Here is a 20,021-nt window from a genome sequence, read left to right on the forward strand (position 1 = left end):
CGGGGGCGGGGTGGAGACGCGGCTGGGGTTAGTCGGGGATGGTGGTGAGGTTGAAGGCGTAGCGGGCGGTGGAGTCGGCGATGGCGTCGGAGTTGACGTCCAGGGCGGTCGCGTTCACGTTGGTGAGGGTGTCGCAGGCCTGGTGGTAGCAGACGTCGTACGCGACGCCCGGCGTACCGCCGAACAGGTTTGCTTCCTCAGGTGTCTTCTCGCCTTCGGCGCCGGTGAAGATGCCGCCGGCGGGGATGCCTGCCGCGATGAACGGGCCGTAGTCGGAGCGACCGTCGAAGTCGGTGCCGACGTGACCGAGGCCGCGGCTGTCGAAGAACGTCTCCAGCCGCTGCTCGATCTGGTCCGAGCCAGGCGGTCCGGCCGGTGCGCCGGTCGCGTCGGAGTCGTCGCCGTCGTACAGCTTGTAGGCGAAGTTCGGCGAGGCGATCATGTCGAAGTTGAGGTACAGCCGGATCCGTTCCCGATCCGCCGCGGACAGCTTCGCGACGTACTGGTCGGACCCGAGCAGCCCGAGCTCCTCGGCGGCCCAGAACGCGAACCGGACCTTGTTCTTCACCGGGACCTTGGCGAGTTGCAGCGCGGTCTCCAGGATCGCGGCCGCACCGGAGCCGTTGTCGTTGATCCCTGGGCCTTCCGGCACGCTGTCGAGGTGAGCGCCGACCATGACCACGTTGTCCGGATCGCCCTTCTTGGTTTCGGCGATCACGTTGTAGTCGGTGCCGAGTTGCAGGTTCGCGTCGACCTTCAGATGAACGACCGCGCTCGGATTCGCGGCCAGCTCGGTGCCGATGGAGAAGTCGGCGTACACCATCGGGATCTCGAGTCGCCACTCACCGAGGTCGAGCGGTCCCGCATCCGTCCGGCCCGGCTGGCCCTCGTTGAAGACGATGATCGCGCTGGCTCCGGCGTCGCGAGCGTTCTGCACCTTGGTGATGAACGGACACGTGCCGCGCTGGACCAGCGCGATCCGGCCGGCCACGAAGCCGGCGAAGTCCGACGTCTCGCATCCACTCGTCGAGGTCGGGGTGGGTGTCGGCGGCAGGACCAGGTCCACGGCCTGGATCTGCGCCGTCACGTCACCGGACGGCGACGGCTGGAAGGTGAAGAACTGATCGTTCGGTACGTACGTCTGACCGCCGGTCACCGCGAGCGTCGGCGGGCTGTTCTCCGTCCAGCTCTCGACGAAGTTGGCCGGATCGAGTTTGACCTTGTACCCCACGGCCCCGAGCCGGAGTGCGACGTACGCAACCGAGAGGTCGTAGCCCTTGGTCCCGGCCGCACGGGTCCCGCCGGAGGTGTTGGCGATCGCCTGCAACGCGTCGAGGTGCTTCTTGACGTTCTTGCCGTCGACTTTCTTGACCAACTGCTTGGCGTAGTGCTCGTCGTTCGGTACGGCGCTCGCCGGTGCCTGCTGCCCGGCGACCAGGGCGAGCACAACGGCAACGCCGACGGCGCCACGACGACGGTAGGGATGATGACGGAAAACACTCATAGCTCCCCCACGAAGCGGATCGACCAGTCCCCCAGGTCCCACGCTGCTCGCAATCTAACCCGGCCGATCAGACGCGGCCAGACCTCGCGAGATGTCCGGCCGGATTGCTGCGTTTATTGAGGTTCCGGAAGGGGGGTGTCCGGAATGTGTTCTAGCGTGAAGATATGGAAAACGTCGATGCGATCGAGCGGGCTGATTTGCAGGGTGTCTTGGTTCGGGATGCTGATCTGCGCGGCGCCCGGTTCGAGCGGGTGAAGCTGCGTGGCGCGGTGATGCGCGGGATGGATCTCGGCCAGGTGCGGATCGACGGTGACATCGAGGGTCTGGTGATCAACGGTGTCGAGGTTGAGGCCTATGTGTCCGCCGAGCTGGACCGGCGGTACCCCGATCGCGCGAAGATGCGGCCGACCGACGTACCCGGGTTCCGGGAGGCGTGGGATGTGGTCGAGCGGCTGTGGGACGGGACGGAGGAGCGGGCGCGGAAGCTGCCGCCCGAGTTGCTGCACGAGAGCGTGGACGGGGAATGGTCGTTCATCCAGACGCTGCGGCACCTCGCGTTCGCCACGGATGCGTGGATCTGCCGGGTGATCCTGGGTAACCCCGCGCCGTGGCATCCGCTGGATCTGCCGTTCGACGAGATGGCCGAAACACCCGGCGTTCCGCGGGATCGCGACGTACGCCCGTCCCTCGAGGAAGTCCTGGAGTTGCGCCGGGACCGGATGGCCGTCGTACGCCGGTACGTCGACGGCCTCACCGAGGACGCCCTGAACGCCGACACCACCCCCGTCCCCGGGCCCGGCTGGCCGCCGCCCGACAACTACCCCATCCGCGAGATCCTCCTGCTGCTCCTCAACGAGGAATGGCAACACCGCCTGTACGCCGAACGCGACCTCGCCATCCTCGAGTCGACCTAGCGCCTGGTTGCCGACCACAACCTCCGTGATCTCGGGTTGAGGGGTTGTGTGGGTGGGGGTTGGGGGTCACCTTCGAGGTAGGGGGTGGGTTGATGTTGCTGGTCGTGGGTGGGACGGGTGAGTTGGGTGGGCGGGTTGCTCGGCTGCTGGTCAAGGCCGGGCAGGAGGTGGTGTGCCTGGTGCGGCCGCAGTCGGATGGAAGTCGGCTGGAAGAGGCTGGGGCGAAGGTGGTTCGGGGGGATCTCACGGACAGCGCGAGTCTGCGGAAGGCGTGTGAGGGCGTCAGCACGGTTGTCGCCACCGCGACTGCGATTGCTCGGCTGTTGGCGCGCGTACCTGGACCGTCGCTGCACGAAGTCGACGAGGTGGGGATGGTTGCCCTGGTCGACGCGGCCCAAGCGGCCGGTGTGGAGCGGTTCGTCTATGTTTCGTACGCCGGTGTCGAGGCGGGTCTCGGTCTACCGATCGAGCGTGCCAAGCTGGCTGTCGAACAGCGACTGAAGGCCTCGAGTATGCGGGCCGTCATCGTGCGGCCGGATGCCTTCCACGAGATTCATCTGGCACCACCGGGCCGCTTCGACATCGCCACCGGCAAGGTGTCGACGATCGGGAAGGGCGACGCCAAGCAGCGCTGGGTGAGCACCGACGACGTCGCGGCTCTCGTCGCGGCTGTGGCGGTCGAGCCCGATCCGCCCGAGCTGATCGAGTTCGGCGGACCGGAGGCGCTCAGCCGGAACGAAGCAGTCGCAATCGCCGAGCAGTTCACCGGCCGGCGCCTGAAGGTGCAGCACATGCCGCGGCCCGTCGTCCGCGTGATGGTCCGCATCCTCAGCCGCACCAACGACGGGATGGCGTCGGCGTTGGGTGTCGGCCTGCTCCAGGACCTGCACGACGCACCCTGGGACGACGAACCGTTGCGCAGCCGGGGCATCACGCCGCGCTCCACCACCGACTACCTCCGCGACTGCACGAGCTAGGCCTCCAGCGCGTCCGCGTGCCGATGGAAGACCTTCCAGGCGCCGGCTTCGCGGCGGTAGAGCTGGGTCACGCGCAGCGTGTACTGGCGCGGCTCCCCCTGCCAACTCGCGCTGGTGTGTTCGTAGCCGATCGTGTACCCGACGTCCCCGCTGACGTCAGCTGAGATCAGTTCGAAGGTGTACGACGTACAGTCGGTGAAGTTCTTCTCCAGGCGCCCGAAGATCTCCTCCGCCGTGGTCGCGGTCGTTCCCGTCATCCAGGCACCGAACACGGTCACCGGATCGCGCACCGACCAGATCGCCCGCCGCGGCCCGGAATCACCGTTGTGGATGGCAACTTCCGCCTCCCGGAGCTGCGTCCCCACCCAGTCCAGAAACTCGTCCCGTTCGCTCATGATCCCCTCCCCTTCCTTGCAGTGAACCCACGCGCTCCGGCAAGCGTCAACCATTGCGGGCCGGATGAGAGGGTGGGCGCGTGCAGTGGCTGAGGCGGCAGGCGGGATTGTTGTCGGGGTTGGGGCTCGTGTGCGGGCTGGGGTGGGCGATCGCGGTGTCGACGGCGATGCCGAGCTGGTTCGATCCGGGTGAGGCGTGTGCGAAGAAGCTCCACGGCGGCAGCCCGGACAGCACGATCGAGGTGCACACGTCCTGGTTCCCGCCGTCGGCCACCTGTGACTTCGGTGGCGGCGACGTACGCCAGTACATGTCGACGACTCGATCGACGGTGCTGTCCGTTCTCGGCGTACTGATCCTTGTCGTCCTGGTGACCGGTCTCGTGCTGACGATCAAGCGGTTGTCCGGCGAGCCGGGTCCGACCCGGCCTGCGGAGGGGGTCGAGCTGCGGCGACGCAGGCGCAACCAGTTGACCTTCGGAGCGTTGGACGTACTCCTCGCCGTCGCTGTGCTGGTGTTCTTCAACGCGGTCGCGATTGTGCTCGGCGAGATCGTCGGCGGGGTCCTGTTCGTCGTCACCACGATCGCCGGACTGAGCGCGCTCTGCACCGCCCTCGATCGGCATATGGGTCCATTGCCCAGTACGGCGCTCGAGAGCCGGCGGCGAGGCACCGTCACGGGCGCGACCCTCTTCGGCGTGATCTTCACCGCGACCGCGGTCACCGGCCAGCTACCGTTCTTCCGCCTGTGGGCAGCCCCGCTGGCCGCACTCACGTACGCCGCCGTCGTACACCTCCAATGGTCCCGGCAGCGCGATCCGGTGAAGGTCTAGCCCGGCCAGCCCGGCTCGATGTTCTGGTTCAGGTGGAAGACGTTCTCGGGGTCGTACTCGCACTTCACCCGGGACAGCCGCTGGTAGTTCGCCTCACCGAATCCGGCGATCACCCGGTTCTGCCCCTCGTTGCCGATGAAGTTCAGGTACACATACCCGGTCGCCCACTCCTTCAGGTCGGCGCACAGATCCCGCGCCCAGCGGATCCCGCGCGCGTCGTCCGCCGGTTCCGCCCACAGCCCGAACGGATGTGCCACCCAGGCGGCCTCGCGGTGCGGCAGCGGCCACTTGTCCGCGGCCCGCAGTACCTCACCGCCCCACGGCACGAGCAACTGCTGCGACGGTGACGGCGACGGCATGTCCACCACCCGATCGCAGAAGGCCTGGATCGCCGGATCAGGCAGCGACGACAGGTGCTCGGCCGACCAGTAGTTGCGGAACCCTGGCGGATCGTCGAGCGCCGACTGCACCGCGTCGTACGGCATCTCCGCGACCAGCTGCCCCTCCGGCGCCAGCGCGAACAGCGGCGCGAGCGTGTCCCGCAGCTCCGCCTCGCCGCCGGCGTAGACCGCGCCCACCGCGACGACGAGCTTGCCCTGCAGGTGTTGCGGCACGAAGTCCTCGGGCGGCCCGGTCAGATAGATCGCCCCGCCACCGAGCTCCTCCGGCGCCCCCTGCTCGAGGAGATCCCGGTACGCGCGGATCACCGCCGGGCCCGCGTCGGCGGGCCACAGCATCATCGCGAGGGTGACCGCCGGCAACGGCTGGAGCTTGAACGTCATCGACGTCGCGACCCCGAAGTTCCCGCCGCCGCCGTGCAAGGCCCAGAACAGCTCGGTGTTCTTCGTCTCGTCCGCGATGATCAACCGTCCGTCGGCGGTCACCAGTTCGACCGACACCAGCGCGTCGCAGGCCAGGCCGAACTTGCGTTCCAGCCACCCCGATCCGCCACCGAGGGTGAGCCCGGCGACACCGGTCGTCGACACCCGGCCGCCCGTCGTCGCCAGCCAGTACGGCCGGCAGGCCCGGTCGAAGTCACCCCAGGTCGCGCCGCCGCCCACTCGCGCGAGCCGCGCCTCCGGGTCGATCTGTACGTCGTTCAGCCGGCGCAGGTCGACGACCAGGCCGCCCTCGGTGACCGCCGTCCCGGCCACGCCGTGACCGCCGCCGCGGACCGCGATCTCCAGGTCCCGGCCGACGCCGTACCGGACCGCCGCCTGGACGTCGGCCGCGGACTCACACTGCGCGATCATCGCCGGCCGCTTGTCGATCATCGCGTTGAACACCGTCCGGGCGTCGTCGTACGCCGCGTCCCCGGACCGCAGGACCACTCCCCCGAATCCCTCGGGTCGCGCCCCCGGCGGCCGTTCGATCGTGTCGGACATGCTGATTTCCCCCTTGCACTAGCTCCCGCTCCCCCAGGTGCCACCCCGATCGTGCAACGCCGCCACCAACCGGTCAACGGCTGAACCCGGGTGTCAAGGGCACGTCTCTCGATTCCCTGCAGTAGCGAGCAGGTGCTCGGCGGAGTGCAGCGCAAGGCGGAGGGCGAGGCTCGGAGTGGGGTTCTCCGTGCCTCGTCCTCCAACGCCGCGATGTGCCCGCCGAGTGCCGCGCAGCACGCAGGGAGTCGAGAGACGTGCCCTAGGGTCGGTAAGGTCGGGGTGTGAGCACAGCGGCGGTGATCGGTGGAGTGGGCCAGGTCCTGACCGACGACGAGGTGATGAGCTTCGTCGGCGACTCGTTGGCCGGTGCCGGGCTGGACGGGCGCAGTGTCTGCGTGATCGTCCCGGACGCCACCCGGAGCTGCCCGCTCCCGTTGCTGATGAAGGCGGTCCACCAGGCCCTCGACGGCCGGGTCAGCAAGCTCACCACCTTGGTTGCCCTGGGCACGCATGCGGAGATGACCCCGGACCAGCTCCGCGACCACCTCGGCGGCGAGTACGACGGCGTACTGAATCACGAGTGGTGGAAGCCGGACACGTTCGTCGATCTCGGCACGATCAGCGCGGACCGGGTCGGCGAGATCTCCGACGAGATGCTGCGCGACGAGGTCCCGGTCAAACTCAACCGGGCCGTGGTCGAGCACGACGTCGCGCTGGTCGTCGGCCCGGTGTTCCCGCACGAGGTGGTCGGCTTCTCCGGCGGCAACAAGTACTTCTTCCCCGGTGTGGCCGGCCAGGAGGTGATCGACCTGTCGCACTGGCTCGGCGCCCTCATCACCAGCGCGAACATCATCGGTACGCCGGGCATCACGCCGGTGCGGGCGCTGATCGACGAGGCCGCGTCGCTGATCCCGGCGGAGAAGCTCGCGCTGTCCGTGGTCGCGCAGTCCGGCACGGACTCCCTGCACGCGATCGCCTTCGGCGACACCGCCTCCTCGTGGCGCGCGGCGGCCGAGATCTCCGCCCAGACCCACATCCGCTATCTGGATCAGCCGGTCCGGCGGGTGGTCTCGATGATGCCGGCGAAGTACGCCGACATCTGGACCGCGGCGAAGGGCTTCTACAAGGTCGAGCCGATCGTCGCCGACGGCGGCGAGGTCATCCTGCACGCGCCGCACGTGACCCGGCTGGCCGCGATGCACCCGGAGATCGAGGAGATCGGGTACCACTGCCGCGACTACTTCATCGGCCAGTGGGAGAAGTTCCGCGACCTGCACTGGGGTGTGCTCGCCCACTCGACCCACCTCCGCGGCGCCGGCACCTGGGACCCGGCGACCGGCGAGCACCTCCGCGTCCAGGTCACGCTGGCCACCGGCATCCCGGAGGACGTCGTCCGCGGCGCCAACCTCGGCTACCTCGATCCGGCGAGCGTCGACCTGGCCGCCCTCGAGAACGACCCCGGGACCTTGGTCATCCCGAACGCCGGCGAGATCCTGCACCGGCTGAAGCAGCCATTCCCAGCGGAGTGACCGGCCGGTAACCTTCGTCGGTATGACGGAGGTCGTGATCATCGGGGCCGGGTTCGCCGGGCTGTGTATGGGGATCAAACTGCGGCAGGCCGGGTGCGAGGACTTCGTCATCCTCGAGAAGGCCGCCGAACTCGGCGGCACCTGGCGAGACAACACCTATCCCGGCTGCGCGTGCGACATCCCGTCGTACCTCTACTCGTTCTCGTTCGAGCAGAATCCGCACTGGACCCGCATGTTCGCGCCCTGGGACGAGATCCTCGGCTACCTCCGGCACTGCGCGGTCAAGTACGGCATCACGCCGAAGATCCGGTACGGCGCCGAGGTGACCGAGGCCGCGTTCGACGAGGCCACCGGGCAGTGGACCGTGACCGTGAACGGCGACGAGACCATCGAGACCCAGGCCCTGGTGACCGGCGTCGGCAGCCTGCACGAACCCAAGCGGCCGGACCTCCCCGGCCTCGATTCCTTCGCCGGTACGACGTTCCACTCGGCGCAATGGGATCACGGGCACGACCTGCGCGGCCGCGACGTCGCGGTGATCGGGACCGGCGCGTCCGCGATCCAGTTCGTGCCGCGGATCGCGGAAGAGGTAGCTCACCTCGACGTGTTCCAGCGGACCGCGCCATGGATCACACCGAAGCCGGACCGCGCGATCGGACCGATGGAACGCCGCCTGCACGAACGGTTCCCGGCCGGCCAGCGAGCGATCCGCAACGTCATCTACTGGGGCCTCGAGGGCCGCGGCGCCGGCTTCGCGGGCAACCCGAAGTTGATGAAAGGCCTTGAATTACAGGCGAAACGGCACCTGCGCAAGCAGGTGCCGGATCCCGATCTGCGGGTCCGGCTCACGCCCGACTACCAGATCGGCTGCAAACGGATCCTGATCTCGAACGACTACTACCCGGCCCTCGCCCGCCCGAACGTGGACCTCGTCACCACCCCGATCACCCGGGTCACGCCGACCGGCGTGGTCACCGCCGACGGGATCGAGCGGCCGTGCGACACGATCGTGCTCGGCACCGGGTTCGACGTGTCGGCGAACCTGACCCGGATGCCGATCCTGGGCAAGGACGGCATCGACCTGGCCGACCACTGGAAGCGCGAGGGGATCGGCGCGCACCTCGGCATCACCGTCGCCGGCTACCCGAACCTGTTCCTCCTGGCCGGCCCGAACACGCTGCTCGGTCACTCCTCGATGGTGTTCATGATCGAGGCCCAGGTCCGCTACGTCATGCAGGCCCTGCACCTGCTCCGCCGCCGCGGAGCGTCGTACGTCGAGGTCCGCGAGGAGGCGCAGGAGCGGTTCGTCGGCGGGATCCAGGGTGAGCTCGGCGACACGGTCTGGCAGTCCGGCTGCAGCAGTTGGTACCTGGACGCGGCCGGGCGCAACTCGACGATCTGGCCGGAGTTCACGGTGTCGTACTGGCGCCGCACCCGGCGGCTCGATCCGGCCGACTTCGTCCTTGTCCATTAGGGGTTTACCCGCACTCCCGAAGTAGGAGTCGGCAGGCCCCGGCGTACGACCTTGGGATGAAGGCAAGACCGGTCCGAGGGCCGATGTCCGAGCGGCCCCGGTGAAGGATTCTTGAGGTATGGAAATTCTTCAGATTGCCGGAGCGGCGGCGATCGTGATCGGCATCGTGGTCACGGTCCTGCTCGCCATCGTGCCCTCGGTCGTAGACCGATAAGTCTCCCCCCACCGGGGAGTCAGCCCGCGCGGTCACCCCGCGCGGAGGTCAGCCGGCGGACAGGTGGACCAGGAGGTCCTGACGGGTCAGGACGCCCACCGGTTTGCCGTCGTCCAGCACCATCAGAGCGTCGCGGTCCTCGAGCAACTGGACCGCCCGGGTGACCGGTTCGCCGGCGCCCAGGGACGGCAGCGCGGGATCCATGTGCAGCTCGACCATGTCGGCCAGCCGGGCCTTGCCGGAGTACAGGGCGTCCATCAGCGTCCGCTCCGACACCGCCCCGGCGACCTCGGCCGCCATCACCGGTGGCTCCGCCCGGACCACCGGCATCTGCGAGACGCCGTACTCGCGCAGGATCTCGACCGCCTCGGCGATCGTCTCGTGCGGGTGCGTGTGCACCATCGGCGGCAGGCCGCCGTCCTTGCGGGCCAGGATCTCACCGAGCGTGACGCCCTGCCGGGTGTGCGCGAGGAACCCGTACTGCGCCAGCCAGTCGTCGTTGAACACCTTCGTCAGGTAGCCGCGGCCGCCGTCCGGCAGCAGGACCACGACGACAGCTTCGGGATCGTCGAGTTCGTGCGCGAGCCGGATCGCGGCCGCCGCGGCCATACCCGCGGAGCCGCCGACCAGCATGGCCTCCTCGCGGGCCAGCCGCCGGGTCAACGCGAACGAGTCCGCGTCCGAGACCTCGATCACCCGGTCGCAGATGTCCCGGTCGTACGTCTCCGGCCAGAAGTCCTCGCCGACACCCTCGACCAGGTACGGCCGGCCGGTGCCACCGGAGTACACCGAGCCCTCCGGGTCCGCGCCGATGATCTGCACCCGGCCGCCGGAGACCTCCTTCAGGTACTTGCCGGTGCCGCTGATCGTGCCGCCGGTGCCGACGCCCGCGACGAAGTGGGTGATCCTGCCCTCGGTCTGCTCCCACAACTCCGGACCGGTGGTCTCGTAATGGGAGCGGGGATTGTTCTGGTTGGCGTACTGGTTCGGCTTCCAGGCACCCTCGATCTCGCGGACCAGGCGGTCGGAGACGTTGTAGTACGAGTCCGGGTGCTCCGGCGCCACCGCGGTCGGGCAGACCACGACCTCGGCGCCGTACGCCTTCAGGACGTTGCGCTTGTCCTCACTCACCTTGTCCGGGCAGACGAAGACGCACTTGTAACCCTTCTGCTGGGCGACCATGGCCAGCCCGACCCCGGTGTTGCCGGACGTCGGCTCCACGATCGTGCCACCCGGCTTCAGCTCGCCGGAGGCTTCCGCGGCCTCGATCATCCGGACCGCGATCCGGTCCTTCACCGAGCCACCGGGGTTGAAGTATTCGACCTTCGCCAGCACCAGCGGCTTGGCGCCGTCGGTCGTACTCCCCAGCTTCACGAGTGGGGTGTTGCCGACCAGGTCCAGGAGTGAGTTCGCGTAGCGCACGTCCTAACTGTAGTGCTCATCCGGCCGGACGAAGTCGGGCGCGTCTTTGCCGTATTTCACTTGCTTGTCTGTCACAGCGTGTAATCCTGGAGGTATGACAAGAGCCCGGGCCGCGAAGCGACTGGCCCAGGCCGCAGCCTTCGGGGGCGGGGGACTCGGACTCATCGGTGCCACCGTGTACGGCGTACTGACCGCTGAGGCCGAGTACGCGAAGCGCGTGATCGGGCCGATGCGTTATTACCCCACTCCGGGCGACGGCCTGTACGGCCGGTATCCAGGACGACCGATCACCTTCGCCATGCTCGGCGACTCCAGTGCGGCCGGGTACGGCACCGAGTCGCCGGACGAGACGCCCGGGGTGATGCTCGCCTCCGGACTCTCCGAACTGGCCAAACGGCCGGTTCGGCTGGTCGACGCGGCGAAGACCGGAGCGAAGTCGACCGACCTCGCCGGGCAGGTGGACACCGCCCTGCAGGCCGGGCCGCATGTCGCGGTCATCCTGATCGGCGTGAACGACGTGAAGGCGAAGATGCCACCCTCGACGTCGGTCCGGCTGCTGTCGGCCGCGGTCCGCAGGTTGCGGGCCGCGAACTGTGAGGTGGTGGTGGGCACCTGCCCCGACCTGGGTGTGGTCCGGACGATCATGCCGCCGCTGCGGCAGGTCGCCCGGTCCTGGAGTCACCGGCTGGCCGCCGCTCAGACCATCGCAGTGGTCGAGGCAGGCGGCCGGACTGTGTCTTTGGGCTCCCTGCTCGGCGAGGTGTTCCGGACCAACCCGTCGATGTGGGGCCGGGACAACTTCCACCCCTCGGCCACCGGGTACGCCGCCGCGTCCGCCGCGCTGCTGCCGTCGGTGGCGGCCGCGGTGGGGGTCGGGCCGGAGTCGTTCGTGCATCCGGAGCCGTTCCGGGGCGAGGCGATCCTGCCGATCGCGGAGGCCGCCGTCCAGGCCGCTCGGACGGCCGGCACCGAAGTCGCCGCGACCGAGGTCGCCGGGCGGGAGCGCGGCCCGCGGGGTCCCTGGGCCTCCTTGCGCCACCGCCGCCGCCACCCGAAGGCCGAGGTCGACCGGGTCGACGAGGACACCAGCGAGACGACAGACGCCGTACCGGTCGGAAGCTAGGGCCGCGTCACCCGCCACGTCCGTGACGAGCCGAACGGTCTTGCCGCGACACGTGCTCAACACCCCGCCCTGGAAGAGGCTTGGGACGATTTCGTGCGTCCGCTGAGCGGGGACATTCATGGCGGAAGTCTTGCCTGCGGGTGTCCTCGTGGTGCACAGTCGATAACTACGCGGTACCCCGATGACGGGAGGCGAAGATGGGCTTGAGCCACTCCGAGGAGACGCATCAGCGTCTGGTGGAGAGGGTGCCCAGGTGCACCGGACGTGAGATGACCGAGTGGTTCCAGCTGATGAACGACGGACCGTCGTTCCTGCGCTTCGATGACCGAGTGAGATGGCTCTCCAGCGAGTACGCCCTCGCCCACGGGCACGCAACCGCCATCGTTCACGAGTACGACCTGGTCCGGGCGCACCGGCGAATGAGCTGACCCCCGAAGGAGAACCTCACAAGACCTGCCCTTTCAGGTGGAAGGGCGGGTCTTCGCCGTTCCGGGGGAGTTCTCGGTCAGAGGTCGGCGATGACGGCCACCTCGTTGCCGTCGGGGTCTGCTAGCCGGTGGTGGTTCGGGGTTCGGGAGATGAGGCGGCCGCCGGTCGAGAGGGCCGCGGTGACGCGGTGTTGGACTTGGTCTTGGGGGACCGCCAGCTCTAGGTGGAGGCGGTTGCGCTGGTGGTGGCGGGGCTCGTCGGCCGGGTCCAGTTGCTGGAAGAACAGGACCGGGTTGAGTCGGCGCGGGTCGTAGATGTCGGTCAGGAACAGCCGGGGGTCGTGCTGGTAGCCGAGCAGGGCAGTCCAGAACGCGCGGACTGCTGGTACGTCGACCGCGTCGAAGCCGAGCTGGACGAAACGCAGGCGCGTGGGATCGGCGGAGAGTCCTAACTCACCCGCTGCCTTCTGGACCCCAGCGGCCAGGTCCACGAACGCGGGCAGAGGTGCGTCCTCGTCGTCCTCCCACTGATCCTTTCCGCTGTCGATCGTGACGCCGTCCGGGCGTACGTCGACCAGGACCGGCACACCACCGTCGTCCGCCAGCTGGGCGACCGCCGTCGCCAGAGCGACCGCCTGCTCGGTCGATGTGGTCGGGTAGAACGTCATCGCGCCGAAGTTCGCCAGCCAGTCGGTGGTCTCCGTCGAGAGCTCACCCCCGGCGACCAGGTCGGCCTCGTTGCCCTCATTGTCGGCGAGCGTGAGCTCGTAGGCGCCGAACGGCTCCTGACCGAGAGCCGCCTTGACCGCATCCACCGCGGCGGGGTCCCGGCCGACGTCGACGTGGATCCGGTTGCGCAGCGGCCGTGGCTCATCCAGCCCGCGGATCGACACGGCCGGATCACGCCGCAGGGGATCCCGGAGACTGTCGGCACCGGCCGGCTCATAAGCCAGCATGGTCTGCCAGAAGTCCTTCACCGACGGTGTGTTCGCGGCATCGATCACCAGCCGCATGACCTGCAACGCCGCCGGATCCGCCGCCAGGCCCAGCTCGCGAGCCGCCGCCGAAACCACACTGGCCAACTCCACGTCTGCCCCGGTCAGATCCGCCGACGGGCCGCCGATCCGCACCCGCACACCACTGGCGCGCAGATCCACATCCGGGAGACCGTCACCGCCCGTCAGACCCGCGATCCGGGCGGCCAGCGCCGCACCCACGCTCAGCGAGGGCGCGTCGTACCAAGCACTCGCCGCACCATCGACCACCCGCCAGTCACCGACTCCGTCGGCTTGCTGGAACTCGGTGGCGGTCACTCGTTCCTGGGTCATGGCCTCAGACTAGGACCACATCCGGACGATTCCCGTCCGGATCCGCGAACTGCCCGAGAAAGGCCGAAGGGCCGGTCCACCTGGCCCGGCCCTTCGGATGTCGTGGTGAGTGTGGGGTCAGTCGCCGCCGCGCAGGATCGCGAGGATGCGCAGCAGGTTCCAGTACAGCCAGACCAGGGTGACGGTCAGACCGAACGCGGCCCGCCAGGCCTCGCTCTGCGGGGCGCCGTGGCGAACACCCTGCTCGATCATGTCGAAGTCGAGGATCAGGTTGAAGACCGCCAGCCCGGCACCGATCGCGGCGAACAGCAGGCCCATCGCGCCGAAGCCGCCGATCCCGGAGTTGAAGCCGAACAGGCTCGCGATCAGGTTGATGACGAGTACGCCGGCGAAGCCCATCGTCGCCAGGATCACCATCTTGGTGAACCGCGGCGTGACCTTGATCTGGAAGTACTTGTACGTCGCCAACGTCAGCGCGGCCGTCACGAGCGTGGCCAGCACCGCCTGCACGATGATGCCGGAGTCGCCGACCCAGTTCGCGATGAACTTGCTGCCGATCCCGAGGAACACACCCTCGGCCGCGGCGTACAGCATCACCAGCACCGGGTTGACCCGGCGCGAGAAGGACAGCACCATCGCCAGCGCGAACGCGACCAGGGCACCGGCCAGGAACGCCGGGGTGACCACGCTGACCGGGATGACGTTCCAGGAAATAGCGGCGACGATCGAGACGACACCCAAGGTGGCGGCGGTCCGGACGATCACGTCGTCCATCGTCATGGGGCGGCTGTCGGCCGGCGCGCCTTGGTACTGCTGGGGCGGCATGCCGGGACCGCCGTACTGGCCCGGCTGCTGGTAGGGACCCGGCTGACCGTACGGAGCTGCCCCGGGATAGGCCTGGCCTTGGCCAGGCGCGAACGCACTCGACCGGTTCAGGACCGGGTTACTGCTCTGCATGTCTGTCAATCCTCCTGGTGACCCACATCCGGGGCCGTAGCGAGATACTACGGTCCCACCCTTAACAACATCTGAGAATCACTCGTCTGTTCCCCAACCGAAATCCCCACCTGGCAAACGGTTGCACAACTCAATCGCTCCCCGATGCAACCCCCGAAAACCCCGCCAGCAACCACCCAACCCGCTCCGCCGGCAGGACCCGGCCCAGACGCGGCTCGGCGTCGTACCTGTATGGGCAGGTACGACGCTTTGCCGGTGGCCACCCGGGACGTGGTGCTCCCGCAGGCCGATCAGAGGTGCGGGTGGAGGGGTTCCTGGGTGGAGAGGGCGGCGCCGACCTGGTCGGCCAGGGCCACCGCGACGAGGCGCTGCTCGAGATCGGGGCGGGCGATCCGGGCGGCGGCGGTGAGGAGGAAGCGGCCGCGGGTCGCGCCGGCGTGGTGGACGGACAGCTCGATCTCGGAGTTGGTCGGCAGGCCGTCCCGCTCGACCTTCAGCACATGTCCGCCGCGGGTCACCGTCCCGTCGGCGTTCAGCTGTGGCGCCGACGTCTGCTTGTCCCCGGCAACGAACTTCGCTCCGTCGATCCCCAGTACTGCGGTCAGTTCCGCCCGCACGTGGTCGATCAAATCGTCGGCGGACCCGCCACTCGCAACAGCCTGGGAGGTCGTGATCACACCGTCGAGGTAGCCGCGGTGCCGCGACGCCCGGGCTTGTTGCCGACGGCCCCAGATCGCGATCTCGCTGACGACGACACCGATCAGGACCAGCAGGATCGTGGTCTCGACGTCGTCGCGACTGTCGATGGTGAACGTGTTGTACGGCACGGTCAGGAAGAAGTCGAACCACACCGCGCTCGACACCGCGGCCAGTACGCCGGCCAGCCGGATTCCGAACGCGGCGACCGCCACGATCACCACCGCCAGCAACAGTGCGGCGTTGGCGTTGTCGAAGCTGTCGCGGAACGGCGTCAGCAGTGCGCAGACAGCAGGTGGTGCGAGCAGCGAGGCCGCCAGCACGGGATTGCGGTAACTCTCCACACCTCTATTGATGCTCGCCGTACCCCGCCCGATCAACACTTCTCACAGACGTCTATCAGAGTCCGATGAAATCCGGTGGCCGATCGGAGGCGCCGGACCTAGGTTGGGTTGCCATGGCGTATCGGATCCGGCCGGCCACACCGGCAGATTTTGAGTTCCTGACCGACGTTGTCCTCGAGGCGACTCGGGCGCAAGGGCGCTTGCCGGCGGATTTCGACGAGGCTGCGTGGCGGGCCGGATTCGCCGGGTGGTCCGTCGAGCAGGCCGAGGGCCCGTCGGCTTTGTCCGTGGTCGAGGTCGACGGCCGTTCCGCGGGCCGGCTGCGGGTGAGCCGTACGCCGGAAGCCGTTGAGCTGAACGGGATCCAGCTCCATCCGTCGGTGCAGAACCGCGGCATCGGTACGTCGATCATCGCGGAACTGCAGGCCGAGGCGGGGGCTCGCGGCGTACCGCTGGAGCTGCAGGTCGAGCGGAACAACCCGGACGCTCGGCGCCTGTACGACCGGCTCGGCTTCACGAAGGTCGGGGAGGACGGCGGGGAGGACGTGATGCGGTGGTCGAAGGAATCGCATCAGAACCAGTTGTGGAACGCGGATACCGCACGGCGGTACGACACCCCTGGGACGGGGATGTTCGCCGATTCCGTGCTCGGGCCGACGGTGGATCGGCTGGCCGAGCTAGCGGGTGATGGACGGGCGCTGGAGTTCGCTGTCGGCACCGGCCGGGTCGCCATTCCGCTGGCGGAGCGCGGCGTACCGGTGAGTGGGATCGAGCTGTCCACGGCGATGGTCGAGCAGCTGCGGACCAAGGCCGATGAGGAGACAATCCCGGTCGTCGCCGGCGACATGTCCGCCGTACGGGCGCCGGGTGAGTTCACGCTCGTCTACCTCGTCTTCAACACGATCTCGAACCTGCTGACCCAGGAGGAGCAGGTCGCCTGCTTCCGCAACGCCGCCCGCCACCTCACCCCTGGTGGTCACTTCGTGATCGAACTGTGGGTCCCCGAGCTCCGCCGTCTGCCACCCGGAACGCCCGCCACGGTCGGCGTCGCCGAGTCCGGCTACATCCTCCTCGACACGTACGACGTACTGAAGCAGCACGTCGTTTCCCACCACTTCCACTTCACCGCAGGCAGCACCCAGGCCGAGCTCTACCGGACCCCACACCGCTACATCTGGCCGGCCGAACTCGACCTGATGGCCCAGCTCGCCGGCTTCACCCTCGAATCCCGCCACGCCGACTGGTCCGGCTCTGCCTTCACGGCCGACTCGCCCAGCCACGTGTCCGTCTACCGCCTGCTCACTGGAGACTGAGCCCATGTCCGCCGATCCGCTGTTCACCCGACTGGCGCCCGTACTGAACGTGTCCGATCTCGCCGCCGAACGGGAGTTCTACGAGAAGCTCGGACTACCGGTCATCTACGAAGGCGAGGAGTACCCGGACTTCATCGCCTTCGGCACCGACACGATCCACTTCGGCATCCAGCAGGCGACCGGCGACAACGACCCACCCAGCGTCCTCACCTGGCAGATCGCCGTCTCCGACATCGACGCCGCCGCTGACCGCTGCAAAGCAGCCGGCCTCCAATACGAACTGGAAGTCAACGAACCCACCCCCACCTGGAAATACCGCCGCCTCCTCCTCCAAACCCCCAGCGGCTACCGCCTGGCCCTAGAAGGCGAGTCCGAGTAACTTCCTGAAATACTCGTCCCGTGGTGAGCGATGCGAGGCCCGTCGAGGTCGATGCGGTCATCAACCGGTTCGTGGAGTTCACGGAGCTGCATGACGATGTTCGCGGCCTTCTGCTCGCCGGCTCATGGGCGAGAGGCGACCTGATCCGCCGACAACACTGGGGCCAGACGGCCACCGAATCCTGCACGACCGAGCCGGCCTCCTCGACCAACTAGCCGCCGCCTGCAAGTAGGAGCCGGGATCACCGTGACGCAGTCCGACTACGCAATCTTTCTGAACGGTGGATATGGAGTCGGCAAATCATCAACCCTTGACCATGTCGGGGATCTGCTCGCGAAAGCAGGCAGGCCCTTCAGCCTGATGGACGTCGACTGGTTCCATCGCTCCTGGCCACCTGCCGATCCGGACAATGCTCTGATCGAGGCTCACAACATCGCCGAAGTCTGGAAGTGCTATCGGTCTGTCGGCCCGCGCCAGTTGGTCATGTGTGGGGTGATCTCGACCGCGGCTGATCGAGAGCGCTACGCAGCCGCAGTCGAGTGCCGAGTTCGCATGGTTCGTCTCACCGCCGATGCCGGCATCATCAGGAAACGACTGCGGGGCCGCTACAGCGCGAGCCAGCGTTCGGCGTTGGAGTGGCACCTGGAGCGCTGCGATGAGATCGCCGCCCGCCTCGAGGCCGCGGATCTGGACGAGTTGGTCATAGACACGAGCACGCTCGAGCCGCATGAGGTGGCTGAGCGCACCCTGCGCCACTTCGGACTGTTGAACCACTCAGCCAGCACCCACTGACAGTTTCCAGAGCGCCGCGATCGCCGCAACCTGCTGGTTGATGTCGTGGCCGGTGACATCAAGATGATGATCCGCGGGTGGAGGGTGCCGCAGGTCTTCCAGGTGCAAGGTCTCGAACTCCTCGGCCGTGAGGTACTGCGTGCGGCTCATCGCTCGTCGCCGGGCTTCATCCATAGTGACCTGCAGGCGGATGACAACGGCGTTCGGGAGCCACTGCCGGTACAGCGGCATCGTGTCGGGAGTAATCACATCCGCCATCACCACCTCGATGTCCTGCGCCACGAAGTTGCGAGCCAGGCTGCACGCGTTCTCCACACCCAGGCGCTGCTGGCGTCGTCCGTCTCCCCCGTCCCATGGGGCTGCGTGACCACTGACGACCATCTGGCGTACGTCGTCGACGTCAATGACGGCCGCTCGCGGACGCGATTGAGCCAGGAGGCGCGCTGCCGAACTCTTCCCGACGGCCGGACCGCCGGTGAGGACGAGGAGTGGTCGCATATCAGCAGTATCCCGGGTAGCGCCGCGGTTAGACTTTCCTCATATGAGTAAAGACGCGGGGATATTCTGGATAGGTGGTCCGGCGGCGGCGGGCAAGACCACGGTGAGTCGCCTACTCGCGAGAAAGCACGGATTTCTCTGGTACAGCGTAGATGCGCATGCATTCACTCATGAGCAGCGCGCGGCCGCAGCCGGGCTTCATGTCATGGACACCGGCCCAGGAGACTTCGACCGCAGGCCGATGATCCTGGAAGACATCCACGCACTGCCTGTGGACACATCGGTTGTTGTCGAAGGCGCATTCGTAACTCCCGCAATGGCAGGAGTTGCCGAGAACGCAGTGTGGCTGATGCCTTCCCGAGAGGAACAACTCGCAAGACTGGAACACCGGCATCCAGGCGGCGTACACAAAGACTACGTCTGGGGACGGAACCTCGTGCAGACCCAACTCGAGGGAACCACCGCAACCGTCATCGTGGTCGATGGCCAGACGGTCGAGCAAACACTCACCGCAGTCGAGCGGAAGTTCGGCGCAACCCTGGAATCCTCCCCCGCAGCCCGCACCACCAAAGACCGGCAGTCCCTGATTCGCATCAGCAATCACCAACTAGCCAAACAAGCAACCGAAAGACTCCAATCAGGCCACACCAAGCACAACGCGGTCTACACCTTCGATTGCGAATGCGCACACCCAAACTGCACTGAACTCGTCAACCTCACCATCGAGCAGATGCCACCATTGCTAACCCAGGCACCCCCATCAATCACCCCACCCAAACACCCCAACCTGCCCTGAACCGACCATCCCCCAAAAACGGCGTCCTACCCGCCACGAGGGCCCGACCTGCAGAGCACCCGCACGCCTGACCACACCCTCCTCAAACCACAGTGCCCGAGACAGGATTCGAACCCGCATGCCTGAGGCACGCGACCGGCCACGTCACGTCTCGTCGCAGTAGACCTCGACCGCCGTGGGATGCATCGACTCCAGAACTGACCATTCCGGACGCTGGTTCACCGCGGCGACCCACTCCGGCAACTGTCTGCCGTCGCCGGGGAACCACCATTCCGTGTGTGATCCCAGTGCTTCGAGCGCCGGCGATGGCAGATACTGGACGTCGCAGTGGAACTGCAGATACTCGTCGGAATCACGCAAGCCGAACTGCCTGGTGAGATCGAAATGAAAGCGTGGCGCGCCGGCGAAGTCATAGGTCCCGAACTGATAAAGAAGTCCGTCGGAATCCGCCTCCCGCGGGACATCGAACTCGATCTTGCCGAACGCGCCGAACACCGACCACGCGCTCGCCGCGGTCAACGACCCAACCGTCAGGCCGGACCGACGTACAAGGGAGTGAAACACCTCCGGCGAGCCCCACGGACTCGGCTGCCGACCAAGCATCACAAGACCCCAATCCCACGCATCAGCCGACTAACCTATGCCAACAGGCCGACCACGGTGGCCTCTCAATCGACTCGTCCGCCAGATGGATCCGCGACAGCCGAAAGTAGGTATCGCGGC

The 20,021-nt window shown here is 67.6% G+C and carries 21 protein-coding genes; 12 read left to right on the forward strand and 9 right to left on the reverse strand.

Annotation, left to right across the window (positions count from 1 at the left end; all coding sequences use genetic code 11):
- Positions 1 to 28 precede the first annotated feature (28 nt).
- Positions 29 to 1,504 carry a M28 family metallopeptidase gene (locus tag ACGFH6_RS01225; protein ID WP_393379448.1) on the reverse strand — a complete coding sequence of 492 codons (1,476 nt, stop codon included), beginning with the start codon at positions 1,502 to 1,504 and terminating at the stop codon, positions 29 to 31.
- Positions 1,505 to 1,668: 164 nt separating this feature from the next.
- Between ACGFH6_RS01225 and ACGFH6_RS01230 the strand changes: the two genes are divergently transcribed.
- On the forward strand, positions 1,669 to 2,418 hold the full coding sequence (locus tag ACGFH6_RS01230) for a DinB family protein (RefSeq protein ID WP_393379450.1): 750 nt from the start codon (positions 1,669 to 1,671) through the stop codon (positions 2,416 to 2,418).
- Between the two features lie 92 nt (positions 2,419 to 2,510).
- The gene (locus ACGFH6_RS01235) at positions 2,511 to 3,395 is read left to right on the forward strand and encodes an SDR family oxidoreductase (protein WP_393379451.1); all 885 of its coding nucleotides are present in this window, start codon (positions 2,511 to 2,513) and stop codon (positions 3,393 to 3,395) included.
- On the opposite strand, the gene ACGFH6_RS01240 is transcribed toward ACGFH6_RS01235, so the two are convergent.
- Complete coding sequence (locus ACGFH6_RS01240; protein ID WP_393379452.1) at positions 3,392 to 3,790, reverse strand: nuclear transport factor 2 family protein; 399 nt, start codon at positions 3,788 to 3,790, stop codon at positions 3,392 to 3,394. The genes ACGFH6_RS01235 and ACGFH6_RS01240 overlap by 4 nt on opposite strands.
- Before the next feature lie 80 nt (positions 3,791 to 3,870).
- Between ACGFH6_RS01240 and ACGFH6_RS01245 the strand changes: the two genes are divergently transcribed.
- A complete protein-coding gene (locus tag ACGFH6_RS01245; protein WP_393379453.1) occupies positions 3,871 to 4,620 on the forward strand; it encodes a hypothetical protein in 750 nt (249 codons plus the stop codon).
- Here ACGFH6_RS01245 and ACGFH6_RS01250 read toward each other — a convergent pair.
- Positions 4,617 to 6,005, reverse strand: coding sequence for an FAD-binding oxidoreductase (locus ACGFH6_RS01250; protein WP_393379455.1), 1,389 nt, complete (start codon positions 6,003 to 6,005; stop codon positions 4,617 to 4,619). The two genes, ACGFH6_RS01245 and ACGFH6_RS01250, sit on opposite strands and share 4 nt — an antisense overlap.
- A 281-nt stretch (positions 6,006 to 6,286) precedes the next feature.
- Here ACGFH6_RS01250 and ACGFH6_RS01255 point away from each other — a divergent pair, with 281 nt between their 5' ends.
- Both ACGFH6_RS01255 and ACGFH6_RS01260 read left to right on the forward strand, forming a co-directional pair.
- Positions 6,287 to 7,534: a lactate racemase domain-containing protein gene (locus ACGFH6_RS01255; RefSeq protein WP_393379457.1), complete on the forward strand. Its 1,248-nt coding sequence runs from the start codon at positions 6,287 to 6,289 to the stop codon at positions 7,532 to 7,534.
- A 22-nt stretch (positions 7,535 to 7,556) separates the two neighbouring features.
- Positions 7,557 to 9,008: a flavin-containing monooxygenase gene (locus tag ACGFH6_RS01260; RefSeq protein ID WP_393379459.1), complete on the forward strand. Its 1,452-nt coding sequence runs from the start codon at positions 7,557 to 7,559 to the stop codon at positions 9,006 to 9,008.
- Positions 9,009 to 9,270: 262 nt separating this feature from the next.
- Here the strand turns inward: ACGFH6_RS01260 and ACGFH6_RS01265 are convergent, their stop codons facing one another.
- Positions 9,271 to 10,644 carry a cystathionine beta-synthase gene (locus ACGFH6_RS01265; protein ID WP_393379461.1) on the reverse strand — a complete coding sequence of 458 codons (1,374 nt, stop codon included), beginning with the start codon at positions 10,642 to 10,644 and terminating at the stop codon, positions 9,271 to 9,273.
- Between the two features lie 94 nt (positions 10,645 to 10,738).
- Between ACGFH6_RS01265 and ACGFH6_RS01270 the strand changes: the two genes are divergently transcribed.
- Complete coding sequence (locus ACGFH6_RS01270; RefSeq protein ID WP_393379463.1) at positions 10,739 to 11,767, forward strand: SGNH/GDSL hydrolase family protein; 1,029 nt, start codon at positions 10,739 to 10,741, stop codon at positions 11,765 to 11,767.
- A gap of 197 nt (positions 11,768 to 11,964) precedes the next feature.
- Positions 11,965 to 12,195, forward strand: coding sequence for a DUF4287 domain-containing protein (locus ACGFH6_RS01275; protein WP_131363087.1), 231 nt, complete (start codon positions 11,965 to 11,967; stop codon positions 12,193 to 12,195).
- Positions 12,196 to 12,272: 77 nt separating this feature from the next.
- On the opposite strand, the gene ACGFH6_RS01280 is transcribed toward ACGFH6_RS01275, so the two are convergent.
- The 3 genes from ACGFH6_RS01280 to ACGFH6_RS01290 all read right to left on the reverse strand — a co-directional run bounded on the left by ACGFH6_RS01280 (position 12,273) and on the right by ACGFH6_RS01290 (position 15,520).
- Positions 12,273 to 13,523 carry a VOC family protein gene (locus ACGFH6_RS01280; protein ID WP_393379465.1) on the reverse strand — a complete coding sequence of 417 codons (1,251 nt, stop codon included), beginning with the start codon at positions 13,521 to 13,523 and terminating at the stop codon, positions 12,273 to 12,275.
- 117 nt (positions 13,524 to 13,640) lie between these two features.
- Complete coding sequence (locus ACGFH6_RS01285; protein WP_393379467.1) at positions 13,641 to 14,480, reverse strand: Bax inhibitor-1/YccA family protein; 840 nt, start codon at positions 14,478 to 14,480, stop codon at positions 13,641 to 13,643.
- A gap of 290 nt (positions 14,481 to 14,770) precedes the next feature.
- Positions 14,771 to 15,520 carry a DUF4118 domain-containing protein gene (locus tag ACGFH6_RS01290; RefSeq protein ID WP_393379469.1) on the reverse strand — a complete coding sequence of 250 codons (750 nt, stop codon included), beginning with the start codon at positions 15,518 to 15,520 and terminating at the stop codon, positions 14,771 to 14,773.
- Positions 15,521 to 15,633: 113 nt separating this feature from the next.
- Here ACGFH6_RS01290 and ACGFH6_RS01295 point away from each other — a divergent pair, with 113 nt between their 5' ends.
- The 4 genes from ACGFH6_RS01295 to ACGFH6_RS01310 are packed head-to-tail and all read left to right on the forward strand — an operon-like array spanning position 15,634 to position 18,004.
- On the forward strand, positions 15,634 to 16,833 hold the full coding sequence (locus ACGFH6_RS01295) for a GNAT family N-acetyltransferase (protein WP_393379470.1): 1,200 nt from the start codon (positions 15,634 to 15,636) through the stop codon (positions 16,831 to 16,833).
- A 4-nt stretch (positions 16,834 to 16,837) separates the two neighbouring features.
- Positions 16,838 to 17,212, forward strand: coding sequence for a VOC family protein (locus ACGFH6_RS01300; protein ID WP_393379472.1), 375 nt, complete (start codon positions 16,838 to 16,840; stop codon positions 17,210 to 17,212).
- A gap of 20 nt (positions 17,213 to 17,232) precedes the next feature.
- Entirely contained in the window at positions 17,233 to 17,427 is a 195-nt protein-coding gene (locus tag ACGFH6_RS01305; protein ID WP_393379473.1) for a hypothetical protein, read from the forward strand.
- Positions 17,428 to 17,458: 31 nt separating this feature from the next.
- Positions 17,459 to 18,004 carry a hypothetical protein gene (locus tag ACGFH6_RS01310; protein ID WP_393379474.1) on the forward strand — a complete coding sequence of 182 codons (546 nt, stop codon included), beginning with the start codon at positions 17,459 to 17,461 and terminating at the stop codon, positions 18,002 to 18,004.
- Here the strand turns inward: ACGFH6_RS01310 and ACGFH6_RS01315 are convergent.
- Positions 17,987 to 18,319 (reverse strand): hypothetical protein, encoded by a 333-nt coding sequence (locus ACGFH6_RS01315; RefSeq protein ID WP_393379476.1) that lies wholly within the window; start codon positions 18,317 to 18,319, stop codon positions 17,987 to 17,989. The two genes, ACGFH6_RS01310 and ACGFH6_RS01315, sit on opposite strands and share 18 nt — an antisense overlap.
- 226 nt (positions 18,320 to 18,545) lie before the next feature.
- On the opposite strand from ACGFH6_RS01315, the gene ACGFH6_RS01320 reads away from it, so the two are divergent.
- The gene (locus tag ACGFH6_RS01320; protein ID WP_393379478.1) at positions 18,546 to 19,298 is read left to right on the forward strand and encodes a hypothetical protein; all 753 of its coding nucleotides are present in this window, start codon (positions 18,546 to 18,548) and stop codon (positions 19,296 to 19,298) included.
- A 144-nt stretch (positions 19,299 to 19,442) separates the two neighbouring features.
- Here ACGFH6_RS01320 and ACGFH6_RS01325 read toward each other — a convergent pair whose 3' ends face one another.
- Positions 19,443 to 19,817 (reverse strand): hypothetical protein, encoded by a 375-nt coding sequence (locus ACGFH6_RS01325; protein WP_393379480.1) that lies wholly within the window; start codon positions 19,815 to 19,817, stop codon positions 19,443 to 19,445.
- Positions 19,818 to 20,021: the final 204 nt, after the last annotated feature.

This window comes from Kribbella sp. NPDC049227 (genome assembly GCF_043197265.1).
GTDB lineage: Bacteria > Actinomycetota > Actinomycetes > Propionibacteriales > Kribbellaceae > Kribbella.